The sequence below is a fragment of the Streptomyces sp. NPDC055103 genome (assembly GCF_053607625.1).
In genome coordinates this window covers 146,106-161,398 of record NZ_JBSGTX010000005.1, presented here as the reverse complement: position 1 = coordinate 161,398, position 15,293 = coordinate 146,106, and the positions used below count along the sequence as shown (strand labels likewise).

The following is a 15,293-nucleotide window of genomic DNA, read 5'->3' as shown; positions in this document are numbered from 1 at the left end:
CCGCTTATGTCCGAATAATCGTCAATTGTGTAGGGGGTGCCGATCACCCTTTCGTGTGCTTTTCACCAAAGACCTCAAGGGTCACGGAAGCAACGCCGACAAAGGATGCGTGAGTACCCTTGCGCACACCATGATGACCGCCGCCCGTCCCGTCGAGTCCGGCCTCGGCGCCCCGGGCGATCTCGACCGCTACCCCTACGCGGAGGCGCCCGGCGCCGGCCGTGTGGGTCCGCCCTCCTGGGAGGGTGTGGACACCGACCTGGGCCGGGTCGGCCGCCGCAGTGCCGGCAGCCGGGGCCGGGGGCTCCATGGTCAGCTCGTCCAGCAGCTCGGCCAGATGATCGTCTCCGGCGACCTCGGAGCCGACCGCCCGCTCGTCCCCGAGGAGATCGGCCAGCGGTTCGAGGTCTCGCGCACCGTCGTCCGTGAGTCGCTCCGCGTGCTGGAGGCCAAGGGCCTCGTCAGCGCCCGCCCGAACGTCGGCACCCGCGTCAGGCCCGTCAGCGACTGGAACCTCCTCGACCCCGACATCATCGAGTGGCGCGCCTTCGGCCCGCAGCGCGACGACCAGCGCCGCGAGCTGAACGAGCTGCGCTGGACCATCGAGCCCCTGGCCGCCCGCCTCGCCGCCGGACACGGCCGCGAGGACGTCCAGCAGCGCCTCTCCGACATGGTCGAGATCATGGGACACGCGTACGCGCAGGGTGACGCGATCACCTTCTCCCGCGCGGACACCGAGTTCCACTCCCTGCTCATCCAGCTCGCCGGGAACCGCATGCTGGAGCACCTCTCCGGCATCGTCGGCGCGGCGCTCCAGGTCTCCGGCGGGCCCGTCACGGGCTGTGACCGCCCGAGCGAGGCGTCCCTCGGTCATCACGCCCGGATCGCCGACGCGCTGGCGGCGGGCGACGCGCAGGGCGCCGAAGCCGCCATGCGCCAGCTGCTGACCGTCTACCCCGAGGTGGAGCGCGTCGTTCCCGCCCCCCGCGAACACTGACCGCGGGTCGTGGCCGGGAACGTGGAGGCACACGTTTCGCGTGCCGCCGGGTCCGAGCGTGGTCCGGGGAGCCCGGCTCCCCGGACGGCGCCAGGGTTCCGGCGGCGCGAATGTGCCATGATCTACCGCTTCGGCCGTTTCGCCGCGAATGAGGTGTGACTCGGGCCACGAAGATTGGGCGTAACACTCCTCCCAGCCGTGCGATGACCTAAGAGGTGACAGCCGAGGAAGGAATACAGCAGCCGTTGGAGGCGCTGTCCAGTTCCCCGGCCCAACCCGCGCCGTCGGCACATTTCCCGCCGACGGTCGTCGGCTCCAGCCCGATCCAGGGCGGGGCCGGAAGCCGTTTCCATCGTTCCGAGAGGTTGTTCGTGTCGGCCAGCACATCCCGTACGCTCCCGCCGGAGATCGCCGAGTCCGAGTCTGTGATGGCGCTCATCGAGCGGGGAAAGGCTGATGGGCAGATCGCCGGCGATGACGTGCGTCGGGCCTTCGAAGCCGACCAGATTCCGCCAACCCAGTGGAAGAATGTTCTGCGCAGCCTCAATCAGATCCTCGAGGAAGAGGGTGTGACGCTGATGGTCAGTGCAGCGGAGTCGCCGAAGCGCGCCCGCAAGAGCGTCGCTGCGAAGAGCCCGGCCAAGCGCACCGCCACCAAGGCCGTCACCGCCAGGGCGACCGTGACGAAGACCACCGTCTCGGCCACGACGGCTCCCGCGGCGGACGGCGACGACCTGGCCGACGAGGCCGGATCGCCCGCCAAGAAGGCGGCCGCCAAGAAGACCGTCGCCAAGAAGGCGACGGCCAAGAAGACCGTCGCCAAGAAGACGGCGGCCAAGAAGAGCACGTCCAAGAAGGACGCCGACGAGCTCGCCGAGGGCGAAGAGCTCCTCGATGACGCCGCGCCTGGCAAGGGCGAAGAGGAAGAGACCGAGGGCGAGAGCAAGGGCTTCGTCCTGTCCGACGAGGACGAGGACGACGCTCCCGCGCAGCAGGTCGCCGTCGCCGGTGCCACCGCCGACCCGGTCAAGGACTACCTCAAGCAGATCGGCAAGGTCCCGCTGCTCAACGCCGAGCAGGAGGTCGAGCTCGCCAAGCGCATCGAGGCCGGTCTGTTCGCCGAGGACAAGCTGGCGAACTCGGACAAGCTCGCCCCGAAGCTCAAGCGCGAGCTGGAGATCATCGCCGAGGACGGGCGCCGGGCCAAGAACCACCTCCTGGAGGCCAACCTCCGTCTGGTGGTCTCCCTGGCCAAGCGCTACACCGGCCGAGGCATGCTCTTCCTGGACCTGATCCAGGAGGGCAACCTGGGTCTGATCCGCGCGGTCGAGAAGTTCGACTACACCAAGGGCTACAAGTTCTCCACGTACGCCACCTGGTGGATCCGTCAGGCGATCACCCGCGCCATGGCCGACCAGGCCCGCACCATCCGTATCCCGGTGCACATGGTCGAGGTCATCAACAAGCTCGCGCGTGTGCAGCGTCAGATGCTCCAGGACCTGGGCCGTGAGCCCACCCCGGAGGAGCTGGCCAAGGAGCTCGACATGACCCCTGAGAAGGTCATCGAGGTCCAGAAGTACGGCCGTGAGCCGATCTCCCTCCACACCCCGCTGGGTGAGGACGGTGACAGCGAGTTCGGTGACCTCATCGAGGACTCCGAGGCGGTCGTGCCGGCCGACGCGGTGAGCTTCACGCTTCTCCAGGAGCAGCTGCACTCCGTGCTCGACACGCTCTCCGAGCGTGAGGCGGGCGTCGTCTCGATGCGCTTCGGCCTCACCGACGGCCAGCCGAAGACGCTGGACGAGATCGGCAAGGTCTACGGCGTGACGCGAGAGCGGATCCGTCAGATCGAGTCGAAGACGATGTCGAAGCTGCGTCACCCGTCGCGTTCGCAGGTCCTGCGCGACTACCTCGACTGATCCGTCCGAGGCGCAGAGCGACTCGCGTTGGGCCCGGTTCCCCGAAAGGGACGAACCGGGCCCTTCGCGTGTGCGCGGGTGCAAGGGGCGCACGCGTGCAGGACGCTGGGTGAACCGACATCACCGGAGAGTCAGGAGGCTCCATGCGTGGTCCCTTCACCCGTGCCTTGACGGGTGCCCTGGGCCTGATCACGGCCGCGGCGGGGCAGGTCGCCACCGCCGCCCCCGCGACCGCCGACAGCGTCGTGGTGGGCGGCCGCCAGGCCCTGATCGCGGAAGCGCCCTGGGTCGTGGCGCTGTCCAGCCGTGACCGGTTCGGGGGTACCCGGGCGGGGCAGTTCTGCGGTGGCGTGGTCGTCGCGCCGACCAAGGTGCTCACGGCGGCCCACTGCCTGGGCCGTGAGGTCCTCGGCGGCGAGCCGTGGGAGGTGCGCGACTTCGTGGTCATCGCCGGCCGTGCCGCGCTGCGAGGGCAGGGCGGGCAGGAGGTCGGGATCTCGGACACCTGGATCAATCCCGACTACGACCCGACGACGAACTCGGGCGATCTCGCGGTGCTGACCCTGGCGAGCGCGCTCCCGCAGTCGTACGTGATCGGCGTGGCCCGCTCCGGGGACCCGGCGTACGCGCCGGGAACGGAGGCGGACGTCTACGGCTGGGGCGACACGACCGGCCACGGGACCTACGCCTCCACGCTGCGGACGGCCCGCGTCCAGGTGCTGCCGGACACGGCGTGCCAACGGGCGTATCCGGGCGGTTTCGGCGTCCCGTACCGCAGCGAGACGATGTTGTGCGCGGGAGACCCGCAGGGCGGCAGGGACGCGTGCCAGGGGGACAGCGGCGGACCGCTGGTCGCCAAGGGGCTGCTCGTCGGCCTGGTGTCCTGGGGGAGCGGCTGCGGGCAGGCGGAGAACCCGGGTGTCTACACGAGGGTCGCGGCGGTGCTGCCGGAGCGGATCTGAGAGACGGCCCCGGCCGCCGGCACCGGCTTCCGGGTACGAGAACGGGCGGTCACCCCCCTTGCTTGCGGGGGTGACCGCCCGTGTCCGGTCAGCGACGCTACCGGCTCTGGGCTCGTCGGATGCGCGAGGCGGTCAGTGCTCGTCGCCCGTCGTGCGGGCCGGCACGTCGGTGAGCCGGTCCGTCTCATCCTGTATCTCAGCGGCGATCTTCTTGAGTTCCGGCTCGAACTTGCGGCCGTGGTGGGCGCAGAAGAGCAAGTCACCTCCGCTGGTCAGGACGACGCGCAGGTACGCCTGGGCGCCGCAGCGGTCGCAGCGGTCAGCGGCCGTCAGGGGGCTCGCGGGGGTCAGAACAGTAGTCACGTCGCCTCTTCTCTAGCTCGACGAGCTGTCGTACCAGGGTCAACATCCAACCAGGCCGGAAACGTTCCCGCTCGTGGCTTTTCCTCGAAACTTTTTCCCAAGGTGGCTGTCTGCTGCCGGTTGGCGGCGAATGAGCCGTATTGCGTCGCTCTACGGATTTCGCGTTGCTTGTCTCGGTGCGTCCTCCCGGCGTGGTTGCCGGTTGTTGATGAGGACGTGCCCGGAGCCTAAATGGTTCATGCCTGGAAGGGAACGTGATGTTCGCGTCACCCCTTCGAGGGATCGAACATCCATACGACCCTGGACTAGCATGAGGAAACCGGGTGGGTGGCGTGGCAACGGCTCTACCAGGCATCGGTACCCTCTGACCGGTGAACGACGCCGGGCCCTTACCCACCGGGCCAGTTTTCAAATTCAGCGAGGAGCGAACCGCGTGACCGCCGAAACGTCCGTGCCGTCCAGTGCGCTGCTGACCGCAGACCGTGACGCTTCCAACTACACCGCGCGGCACCTGCTCGTACTCGAAGGGCTCGAAGCGGTCCGCAAGCGCCCCGGTATGTACATCGGGTCCACCGACAGCCGCGGCCTGATGCACTGCATCTGGGAGATCATCGACAACTCGGTCGACGAGGCCCTCGGCGGCTACTGCGACCACATCGAGGTCATCCTCCACGACGACGCCTCCGTCGAGGTCCGGGACAACGGCCGTGGCATCCCGGTCGACGTCGAGCCGAAGACCGGGCTCTCCGGCGTCGAGGTCGTCATGACCAAGCTGCACGCCGGCGGCAAGTTCGGCGGCGGCTCGTACGCGGCGTCCGGCGGTCTGCACGGCGTCGGCGCGTCCGTGGTCAACGCCCTGTCGGCCCGCCTCGACGTCGAGGTCGACCGGAACAGCTCCACGCACTCGATCAGCTTCCGCCGCGGTGTGCCCGGCATCTTCACGGAGCAGGGTCCCGACAGCCCCTTCGACCCGGGCAACGGCCTGCGGAAGACCAAGCGCGTCCCCAAGACCCGGACCGGCACGCGGGTCCGCTACTGGGCCGACCGGCAGATCTTCCTCAAGGACGCCAAGCTCTCGCTGGAGACCCTCCACCAGCGCGCCCGGCAGACCGCCTTCCTCGTGCCCGGCCTCACGATCGTCGTCCGCGACGAGCGGGACCTGGCCGGGATCGGCAAGAGCGAGGAGACGTTCCGCTTCGACGGCGGCATCAGCGAGTTCTGCGAGTACCTCGCGCAGGACAAGGCCGTCTGCGACATCCAGCGTCTCACCGGCATGGGGACCTTCAAGGAGACCGTCCCGGTCCTCGACGACCGCGGGCACATGACCCCGACCGAGGTCACCCGCGAGCTCGCCGTGGACGTCGCCCTGCGCTGGGGCACCGGCTACGACAGCACGGTCAAGTCCTTCGTCAACATCATCGCCACCCCCAAGGGCGGCACCCATGTCTCCGGTTTCGAGCAGGCCATCACCAAGACGGTGAACGAGGTGCTCCGCTCGACCAAGATGCTGCGCGTCGCCGAGGACGACATCGTCAAGGACGACGCCCTCGAGGGGCTCACGGCCGTCGTGACGGTCCGCCTGGCCGAGCCGCAGTTCGAGGGTCAGACGAAGGAGGTCCTGGGTACCTCCGCCGCCCGCCGGATCGTGGCGAACGTGGTCGCCAAGGAGCTCAAGGACTTCCTGACCTCGACCAAGCGGGACGCCAAGGCGCAGGCCCGCGCCGTCCTGGACAAGGCCGTCGCCGCCGCCAGGACCCGCATCGCGGCCCGCCAGCACAAGGACGCGCAGCGCAGGAAGACCGCGCTCGAGTCCTCCTCGCTGCCGGCCAAGCTCGCCGACTGCCGCAGCGACGACGTGGAGCGCAGCGAGCTCTTCATCGTCGAGGGGGACTCCGCCCTCGGCACGGCCAAGCTCGCGCGCAACAGCGAGTTCCAGGCCCTGCTGCCGATCCGCGGCAAGATCCTCAACGTCCAGAAGTCCTCGGTCTCGGACATGCTCAAGAACGCCGAGTGCGGGGCGATCATCCAGGTCATAGGAGCGGGCTCGGGCCGCACCTTCGACATCGACGCCGCCCGCTACGGAAAGATCGTGCTGCTGGTCGACGCCGATGTCGACGGCGCCCACATCCGCTGCCTGCTGCTGACGCTCTTCCAGCGCTACATGCGGCCCATGGTCGAGGCCGGACGCGTCTTCGCCGCCGTGCCCCCGCTGCACCGGATCGAGCTCGTCCAGCCCAAGAAGGGCCAGGACAAGTACGTCTACACGTACTCGGACAACGAGCTGCGGCAGACCCTGCTGGAGTTCCAGCGGAAGGGGGTCCGCTACAAGGACTCCATCCAGCGCTACAAGGGTCTCGGCGAGATGGACGCCGACCAGCTCGCGGAGACCACGATGGACCCGCGCCACCGCACCCTGCGCCGGATCAACATCGGGGACCTGGACTCGGCGGAGCAGGTCTTCGACCTCCTCATGGGCAATGACGTGGCCCCCCGCAAGGAGTTCATCACCAGCTCGGCGGCGACCCTCGACCGCTCGCGCATCGACGCCTGACGAAGGCCGGTGGGGCAGGACCGGGCCGTGCGGTACGCATATCAGCACGGTCCGGTCAGGCCAACCGGGAGAAGTGTCACCTGATGGGGTGAAGAGAGGGAGGAGGAGAGTCCGGGATCTTCCTGCTCTGTCCATCCTTGGGCACGCGGCCGAAACGGTTCGCTGACAAGGAGAGTTGGCCGGTGGAGCAGGTGGACAATCTGGAGGGGCGCGACGTTTCGGCGATGCCGATCGACGAGCCCTGGTACGACACGGCAGTGCCGCGACAGCGCGTTCCCGGCGCGGCGGAGATCTACCTGGAGGTCCAGCGGAGCCCCGCCTTCCAGGAAGTGCGCCGCCGCTACCGCCGGTTCGTCTTCCCGGCCGCCGTCGCGTTCCTGCTCTGGTACCTCGCATACGTCGTCGCGGCGACCGCGGCCCCCGGGCTCATGGCACGGCCCGTCGCCGGCGCGGTGAACGTGGCGATGATCGCGGGTCTCGGGCAGTTCCTCTCCACCTTCCTGCTGACCTGGGCCTACGCGCGCCACGCGCGTCTGCGCCGGGACCGGGCCGCCCTGGAACTCCGCTGGGACACCCAGGAGATGACCCGAGGGGTGGCGCAGCGGTGACCGGAGACCACCAGACCCTGGCGCTCGTGCTCTTCAGCGTCTTCATCGCCGTCACGCTGGGGATCACCACCTGGGTGAGCCGCAACCGGCACGGCTCGGCCGAGGAGTTCTACGCCGGGGGCCGGCTCTTCTCGCCCATGGAGAACGGTTTCGCCATCGCCGGCGACTACATGTCCGCCGCCTCGTTCCTCGGCATCTCCGGACTGATCGCGCTCTACGGCTACGACGGCATGCTGTACTCCGTCGGCTTCCTCGTCGCCTGGCTGGTCGTCCTGCTCCTGGTCGCGGAACTCGTCCGCAACTGCGGGCGGTTCACGCTCGCGGACGTCGTTGCCGCGCGGATGTCCGAGCGGCCGGTGCGGATCGCCGCCGGAACCTCCTCCGTGGCCGTCTCCGTGCTGTACCTCGTGGCCCAGATGGTCGGGGCCGGCAGCCTGGTCGCGCTCCTGCTCGGCGGCAGCAGCGAGGCGGCCCGTTCCTGGACCGTGATCGGCGTGGGGGCGCTGATGGTGATCTACGTGTCGCTCGGCGGCATGCGGGCCACCACGTGGATCCAGATCGTCAAGGCCGTCCTGCTCATGGCGGGCACGGTCGCCCTCACCGTCCTCGTCCTGATCCGCTTCCACGGAGACGTGAACAGCCTGCTCTCCACCGCGGCCGACCGCAGCGGCCACGGGCGGGACTTCCTCGCCCCCGGGCTGCGCTACGGCGGCGACTGGACCGCGCGCCTCGACTTCATCAGCCTCGGCATCGCCCTGGTCCTGGGCACCGCGGGACTGCCGCACATCCTGTCGCGCTTCTACACCGTGCCCACCGCCCGGGCCGCCCGCCGCTCCGTCGTCTGGTCCATCGGCCTCATCGGCAGCTTCTACCTGATGACCATCGTGCTCGGCTTCGGCGCGGCCGCCCTGATCGGGCCTGGCGAGGTCCGCGCCTCCAGCGCGTCGGGGAACACCGCCATCCCGCTGCTCGCCCTCGACCTCGGCGGGGGCGCGGGCTCCACCGGCGGCACCGTCCTCTTCGCCGTCGTCGCCGCCGTCGCCTTCGCGACGATCCTCGCCGTCGTCGCCGGGATCACGCTCGCCTCCTCGGCCTCCGTCGCCCACGACCTGTACAGCTCCCTGCGGCGCCGGCACGCGAAGAAGCAGTACAGCGAGGTGACCGTGGCGCGGTTCGCGGCCGCCGGGATCGGCGCGGCCGCCATCGGCCTCGGGCTGCTCGCCCGCGATCTCAACGTGGCCTTCCTCGTCGGTCTCGCCTTCGCCGTCGCGGCCTCCGCCAACCTGCCCGTACTGCTCTACTCGCTGTTCTGGCGGAAGTTCACCACCCGGGGCGCGGTCTGGTCGGTGTACGGCGGGCTCGTGCCCGCGGTCCTGCTCGTCCTGCTGTCGCCGGTCGTCTCGGGCAGCCCGGAGGCGCTGTTTCCCGGTGTCGACTTCCAGGTCTTCCCGCTGCAGAACCCCGGTGTGGTCTCCATCCCGCTCGGATTCCTCGCGGGCTGGGTCGGTACGGTCACCTCGACCGAACCGCCGGACGAGGCGCGGCACGCCGAGACCGAGGTCCGGGCGCTGACCGGGGCCGGGGCCGTCTGAGCGAGCCCCTCGGGCGGCGGTCGGCCTCGTACGGCAGGGCTGCAGGCGGTTCGGGCGGCAGGCGGCCTCAGGCGGGTGGTGAGGCCGCCCAGGCGTACCGGTGCTCGGGGCGGCCCGTCTCGCCGTACCGGAGGGAGAGGCTCACCCGGCCCGTGCGTTCGAGCAGTTTGAGGTAGCGCTGGGCGGTCTGGCGGCTCACGCCGGCCCGCTCGGCGATCTCCTGGGCGGAGAGCGGGCCGCCGGCGGCGAGCAGGACCTGGCGGACCAGCTCGGCCGTGGTGGGGGAGTGCCCCTTCGGCAGGTCAGGGGCGACGGTGCCCGCCGCCAGGACCCCGAAGATCCGGTCCACCTCGGCCTGTTCCGCCTCGCCGCCGGCACCCAGGGCGCGCCGGAGCGCCGCGTACGCCTCCAGCTTGGTACGCAGCCCGGCGAAGTTGAACGGCTTGACCAGGTACTGGAGGGCGCCGTGGCGCATCGCCGCCTGCACGGTGGCCACGTCCCGGGCGGCGGTCACCATGATCACGTCGCACTGGTGGCCGCGGGCACGGAGCTCCCGTACGGCGGCGAGGCCGTTCTCGTCCGGGAGGTAGTGGTCCAGGAGGATCAGGTCCACCGGGTGCTCGGCCAGGGCCGCCAGCGCCTCGGCCGTCGAGTGGGCGACGGCGGACACCCGGAAGCCGGGGACCTTGGCGACGTACGCGGCGTTGATCCGCGCCACGAGCACGTCGTCGTCCACCACGAGCACGTCGATCATCGCGCCGCCTCCCCGGCCGGCTCCGGTGCGGAGGCCGTTCCGCCGGGCTGCGGCTCGGTCAGGGCGTCCGGGAGGACGACGGTGAACTCCGCGCCCCCGCCCGGGCCCCCGGCCGCGCGGGCCGTGCCGCCCCGGCGCTCGGCCAGCCGGCGCACGAAGGCGAGACCGAGCCCGCGCCTGCCGTGGGGCGGCGGCTCCTTGGTCGACCAGCCCTCGGTGAAGATCAGTTCGCGGCGCTCCTCGGGGACGCCCGGGCCGCTGTCCGTGACCAGCAGCACGACCGTACGGCCCTCGGTGCGGAAGGCCACCTCGATCCGGGCGCCGGGTGTGCCCGCGACGGCGTCCAGGGCGTTGTCGACGAGATTGCCGACGACCGTGACCAGCTCACGGGGGTCGACGAGCCGGTCGGGCAGCAGGGACTCCGGGGAGATCCGCAGGGCCACGCCGCGCTCGGCGGCGACGGTCGCCTTGCCGACCAGGAGCGCCGCGAGCAGCGGGTCGTGGACCTTCTCGGTGACCTGCTCGGCGGTGGCCCGGTGCACTCCCACGACCTCCGTGACGAACTCGACCGCCTCCTCGTGCATGTCCAGCTCCAGGAGGCCGAGGAGGGTGTGCAGCCGGTTGGCGTGCTCGTGGTCCTGGGCGCGGAGTGCGTCGATCAGGCCACGCGTCGAGTCCAGCTCGCGCCCGAGGCGCTCCAGCTCGGTGCGGTCGCGCAGGGTCGCGACGGCGCCGCCGTCGTCCGTGGGCATCCGGTTGGCGATCAGGACCCGGTGGCCCTGGACGGTGACGAGGTCCTCGCCCGTGACCCGGCCCGCGAGGACGTCGGCTGTACGGCCCTGGCCGAGGACCTCGTCCAGGGGCCGGCCGGCGGCCTCGGGGCCGAGGCCGAGGAGGCGCTGCGCCTCGTCGTTCATGAGCCGTACGGAGCCGGTGCGGTCGATGGCCACGACTCCCTCCCGGATGCCGTGCAGCATGGCCTCGCGCTCGGCGAGCAGCGCGGAGATGTCGGAGAAGGCCAGGTCGTGGGTCTGCCGCTGGAGCCGTCGGGAGATCAGGTACGCGGCCAGGGCTCCGACCGCGAGTGCCCCGCCCGCGTACGCGAGGAGGCCGGGGATGGCGGCGAGGAGCCGGTCGCGGACGCTGTCGTACTCGATGCCGACGGAGACCGCGCCGATGATCCGGCCGTCCGCGTCGCGCAGCGGTGCCTTGCCGCGCGCCGAGCGGCCGAGCGTGCCGCTGTCGATCTCCATCACCTCCCGCCCCGCGAGGACGGCGCTCGGGTCGGTGGAGACGCGGCGGCCGATCTGGGCGGGGTCGGTGTGCGACCAGCGCACGCCCCGGGTGTCCATGACCACGACGTACTCGGCGCCCGTGGACAGCCGGATCCGCTCGGCCTCCGTCTGCACCGGCCCCCGCGCGGAGGGCGCGGTGCCGGTGAGGTCGGCGGCGAGCCCGGGGGAGGCGGTGGTCTCGGCGATGGCCAGGGCCCGCCGCATGGCCTGATCGTCGAGCTGGGCACTGAGCGGGGCGAGGAAGAGACCGGTGGCGAGGACGGTCACACCGGTCGCGATGGCCAGCTGCATCAGCAGGACCTGCGCGAACACCCGCCGGGGCCACCCGAACCGCCGACGGCGCGCGAGGGGCCGCGCGGGGCTGGTCTGTGCGGGGCTCATGCCAGAAAAGGTAAGGGGCCGGGACCCGGGACCGGAAATGTCGGGCCGGTCCCGGGCGATCTCCGGGTGACTCCCGGGCGATCCCCGGGCGATCCCCGGGCGATCCCCGGGCGATCCCCGGGCGATCTCTGGGCGATCTCCGGGTGACCCCCGGGCGATCCCCGGACGATCTCGGCCGTCCCGGGCGATCCCGCCTATCCTGGGGCCTTCCCACGGCCGTGGGAAGGAACCCCGCGACCGGAGGCACGACCCTTGAGCACGCAGCAGATCCCCGTCGTCGTCCTCGCCGGGTTTCTCGGGGCGGGGAAGACCACGCTCCTCAACCACCTGCTGCGCAGCGCCCGGGGCACCCGGATCGGGGTCATGGTCAACGACTTCGGGGACATCGGCATCGACGCGATGACGGTCGCCGGACAGGTGGGTTCCACCGTCTCCCTCGGCAACGGCTGCCTCTGCTGCGCGGTCGACGCGAGCGAGCTCGACGAGTACCTGGAGGTCCTGACCCGGCCCGAGTCCCGGCTCGACGTGATCGTGATCGAGGCCAGCGGCCTCGCCGAGCCGCAGGAACTGGTCCGCATGGTGCTCGCCAGCGAGAACGAGCGGATCGTCTACGGAGGGCTCGTCCAGGTCGTCGACGCGGCCGAGTTCCGGGCCACCAGGCAGCGGCACCCCGAGACCGACCGGCACCTCGCGATCGCCGACCTCGTCGTCGTGAACAAGGCGGACCGGGTCTCCCCGGACGAGCTGTCCGCCGTACGCGAGACGGTGGGAGCGCTCGCCGGCAAGGCCGCCGTGGTGGACGCCTCGCACGGGCGGGTCGATCCGGAGCTGCTCTTCGACCGGGTGGTGCCCGAGGGCGAGATCGAGGGCCAGATGTCCATCGAGGACATCCTGTACGGCCCCGGGGACGACGGCCACGCCCATCCGCACGCGGAGTACGAGACGGTCTCCCTGACCGCCACGACCCCGCTCCATCCGCGGCGCCTCATGGCCTTCCTGGACGCGCGGCCCGAGGGCCTGTACCGGATCAAGGGCTTCGTCGACCTCGGTGCCGCCGACCCGGCCAACCGCTACGCGGTGCACGCCGTCGGCCGCTTCCTGCGCTTCTACCCCGAGCCGTGGCCCGCGGGAGAGGAGCGGCTCACCCAGCTCGTCCTGATCGGTTCCGGCGTCGACGCGGCCGGCCTGCGCAAGGAACTCGCCGCCTGCGAGCAGAACGGCCCGCAGGACGCCCCCGACGAGCACAGCATGTGGGGCGTCCTGCGGTACGTACGACAGAGGGACGAGGAGCCGGACGAGGGCTGACCGGACGAGGGCCGGGCCCTTCGTCCGGCCTGCCCTCCGGGCAGACGGCGCTACTTTCCGGACACGACCTAGCTCGCCGGGCCCGCCACCACGTCGACCGGCTTGGGCAGCGGGACGCCCGAGCCGTCGCGGCGCGGGTCCACCTCCGGCAGCGCCACCGGGGTGCCGTTCTTCTGCGCGGCCCGTGCCGGAGTGGTGCCCGCCCAGGCCAGGATCAGGACGTCCTCGCCCTTCAGGAACCGCTGGCAGCGGACACCGCCCGTCGCGCGGCCCTTGCGCGGGTACTGGTCGAAGGGCGTCAGCTTCGCCGACGTACCCGCCGAGGCGTCCAGCGTGCCGGTGGAGCCCGCGACGGTGAAGACCACGGCGTCCGCCGCCGGGTCCACGGCCGTGAACGAGAGCACCTCGGCGCCCGCGGTCAGCTTGACGCCCGCCATGCCGCCCGCCGGGCGGCCCTGGGGTCGTACCTGCGCGGCCGGGTACCGCAGCAGCTGGGCGTCGGACGTGATGAAGACCAGGTCCTCCTCGCCCGTCCGCAGCTCGGTCGCGCCGACGATCCGGTCACCGTCCTTGAGGGTGATGACCTCCAGCTCGTCCTTGTTCGCCGGGTAGTCCGGCACCACACGCTTCACCACGCCCTGGAGCGTGCCGAGCGCGAGCCCCGGCGAGGCCTCGTCGAGCGTGGTCAGGCAGACCACCGTCTCGTCCGCCTCCAGGGACAGGAACTCCGAGAGCTGCGCGCCGCCCGCGAGGTTCGGGGTGGTCGCGGTGTCCGGGAGCTGCGGCAGGTCGATCACCGCGATCCGCAGCAGCCGGCCGTCCGAGGTGACCGCGCCGACGTCACCGCGCTGGGTGGCGGCCACCGCCGAGACGATCAGGTCGTGCTTGGTGCGCGGGGCGTCCGGGTCGGCAGGCGGCAGCTCGGCCGTCGCCGTACGGGCCAGCAGGCCCGTCGAGGAGAGCAGCACCCGGCACGGGTCGTCCGCGACCTCCAGCGACACGGCGGTGACGGGCGCGCCCGCCGATTCCAGCAGGACCGTCCGCCGGTCGGTGGCGAACTTCTTGGCGACCGCCGCCAGTTCCGCCGAGACCAGCTTCCGCAGCTCCGCGTCCGAGTCGAGGATCCCGGTCAGCTCGTCGATCTCGCCGTTCAGCCGGTCGCGCTCGGTCTCCAGCTCGATCCGGTCGAACCGGGTGAGGCGGCGCAGCGGGGTGTCCAGGATGTACTGCGTCTGGATCTCGCTCAGCGAGAAGCGCTCCATCAGGCGCTCCTTGGCCTGAGCGGAGTTGTCGCTCTCCCGGATGATCCGGATGACCTCGTCGATGTCGAGGAGTGCGACGAGCAGGCCGTCCACCAGGTGGAGCCGGTCGCGCTTCTTGGTCCGGCGGAACTCGGAGCGGCGGCGGACGACCTCGAAGCGGTGGTCGAGGTAGACCTCCAGGAGCTCCTTGAGGCCGAGCGTGAGCGGCTGGCCGTCCACCAGCGCCACGTTGTTGATGCCGAAGGACTCCTCCATCGGCGTCAGCTTGTAGAGCTGCTCCAGGACCGCCTCCGGCACGAAGCCGTTCTTGATCTCGATGACGAGACGCAGGCCGTGGCTGCGGTCGGTGAGGTCCTTGACGTCCGCGATGCCCTGGAGCTTCTTGGAGCCGACGAGGTCCTTGATCTTGGAGATGACCTTCTCGGGGCCGACCGTGAAGGGCAGCTCGGTCACGACGATGCCCTTGCGGCGCGCCGTCACGTTGTCCACGGTCGCCGTGGCGCGGATCTTGAACGTGCCGCGGCCGTTCTCGTACGCGTCCTTGATGCCGGACAGGCCGACGATCCGGCCGCCGGTCGGCAGGTCGGGGCCGGGCACGAAGCGCATCAGCGTCTCGAGGTCGGCGTTCGGGTGGCGGATCAGGTGGCGGGCCGCCGCGATCACCTCGCCGAGGTTGTGCGGCGGCATGTTGGTCGCCATGCCGACCGCGATCCCGGACGCGCCGTTGACCAGCAGGTTCGGGTAGGCGGCGGGCAGGGCCACCGGCTCCTGCTCCTGGCCGTCGTAGTTCGGCGTGAAGTCGACCGTGTCCTCGTCGATGGACTCGGTCATCATCAGCGCCGCCGGGGCCATCCGCGACTCCGTGTACCGCATGGCGGCGGGCGGGTCGTCGTTCCCCAGGGAGCCGAAGTTGCCGTGGCCGTCGACGAGGGGCAGCCGCATGGAGAAGGGCTGCGCCATGCGGACCATGGCGTCGTAGATCGACGCGTCGCCGTGGGGGTGGAGCTTGCCCATCACCTCGCCGACGACGCGGGCGCACTTGACGAACCCGCGGTCGGGTCGGAGCCCCATCTCGCCCATCTGGTAGACGATGCGGCGCTGGACGGGCTTCATGCCGTCTCGGGCGTCGGGGAGAGCGCGCGAGTAGATCACCGAGTACGCGTACTCGAGGAAGGAGCCCTGCATCTCGTCGACGACGTCGATGTCGAGGATCCTCTCCTCGTACGCGTCGTCCGGCGGCGGTGTCTTCGTGCTGCGGCGGGCCATCGCGGCTGCGGCTCCTTCACCAACAAGGTTGATCTGAC

General features: G+C 70.9%; 11 protein-coding genes. 7 read left to right on the top strand and 4 right to left on the bottom strand.

Translation table 11 applies throughout. The features are described from left to right. The first annotated feature begins 109 nt into the window (after positions 1–109). From ACWFR1_RS05695 to ACWFR1_RS05685, 3 genes are all read left to right on the top strand, one after another. Positions 110–997 (top strand): FadR/GntR family transcriptional regulator, encoded by an 888-nt coding sequence (locus tag ACWFR1_RS05695; protein ID WP_453546817.1) that lies wholly within the window; start codon positions 110–112, stop codon positions 995–997. A 371-nt stretch (positions 998–1,368) separates the two neighbouring features. After that, entirely contained in the window at positions 1,369–2,916 is a 1,548-nt protein-coding gene (locus tag ACWFR1_RS05690; protein ID WP_453546815.1) for an RNA polymerase sigma factor, read from the top strand. 143 nt (positions 2,917–3,059) lie between these two features. Continuing rightward, positions 3,060–3,878, top strand: a complete 819-nt coding sequence (locus ACWFR1_RS05685; protein WP_453546812.1) for a S1 family serine peptidase — start codon at positions 3,060–3,062, stop codon at positions 3,876–3,878. A 132-nt stretch (positions 3,879–4,010) separates the two neighbouring features. Here the strand turns inward: ACWFR1_RS05685 and ACWFR1_RS05680 are convergent, their stop codons facing one another. Continuing rightward, positions 4,011–4,241 (bottom strand): DUF7455 domain-containing protein, encoded by a 231-nt coding sequence (locus tag ACWFR1_RS05680; protein WP_024754955.1) that lies wholly within the window; start codon positions 4,239–4,241, stop codon positions 4,011–4,013. A gap of 433 nt (positions 4,242–4,674) precedes the next feature. Between ACWFR1_RS05680 and ACWFR1_RS05675 the strand changes: the two genes are divergently transcribed. The 3 genes from ACWFR1_RS05675 to ACWFR1_RS05665 all read left to right on the top strand — a co-directional run bounded on the left by ACWFR1_RS05675 (position 4,675) and on the right by ACWFR1_RS05665 (position 8,992). Beyond that, a complete protein-coding gene (locus ACWFR1_RS05675) occupies positions 4,675–6,792 on the top strand; it encodes a DNA gyrase/topoisomerase IV subunit B (protein ID WP_453546810.1) in 2,118 nt (705 codons plus the stop codon). A 182-nt stretch (positions 6,793–6,974) separates the two neighbouring features. Further along, entirely contained in the window at positions 6,975–7,400 is a 426-nt protein-coding gene (locus ACWFR1_RS05670) for a DUF485 domain-containing protein (RefSeq protein ID WP_453546808.1), read from the top strand. Then, the gene (locus ACWFR1_RS05665; RefSeq protein ID WP_453546806.1) at positions 7,397–8,992 is read left to right on the top strand and encodes a solute symporter family protein; all 1,596 of its coding nucleotides are present in this window, start codon (positions 7,397–7,399) and stop codon (positions 8,990–8,992) included. Before ACWFR1_RS05670 ends, ACWFR1_RS05665 begins: the two co-directional genes overlap by 4 nt. Before the next feature lie 67 nt (positions 8,993–9,059). Here the strand turns inward: ACWFR1_RS05665 and ACWFR1_RS05660 are convergent, their stop codons facing one another. Next, positions 9,060–9,746, bottom strand: coding sequence for a DUF7342 family protein (locus tag ACWFR1_RS05660; protein WP_453546804.1), 687 nt, complete (start codon positions 9,744–9,746; stop codon positions 9,060–9,062). Then, positions 9,743–11,422 carry an ATP-binding protein gene (locus ACWFR1_RS05655; RefSeq protein ID WP_453546802.1) on the bottom strand — a complete coding sequence of 560 codons (1,680 nt, stop codon included), beginning with the start codon at positions 11,420–11,422 and terminating at the stop codon, positions 9,743–9,745. The genes ACWFR1_RS05660 and ACWFR1_RS05655 overlap by 4 nt, the downstream gene beginning before the upstream one ends. 252 nt (positions 11,423–11,674) lie before the next feature. Between ACWFR1_RS05655 and ACWFR1_RS05650 the strand changes: the two genes are divergently transcribed. Then, entirely contained in the window at positions 11,675–12,727 is a 1,053-nt protein-coding gene (locus tag ACWFR1_RS05650) for a CobW family GTP-binding protein (RefSeq protein ID WP_453546800.1), read from the top strand. A 68-nt stretch (positions 12,728–12,795) separates the two neighbouring features. On the opposite strand, the gene ACWFR1_RS05645 is transcribed toward ACWFR1_RS05650, so the two are convergent. Continuing rightward, positions 12,796–15,255 (bottom strand): DNA gyrase/topoisomerase IV subunit A, encoded by a 2,460-nt coding sequence (locus tag ACWFR1_RS05645; protein ID WP_453546798.1) that lies wholly within the window; start codon positions 15,253–15,255, stop codon positions 12,796–12,798. Positions 15,256–15,293: the final 38 nt, after the last annotated feature.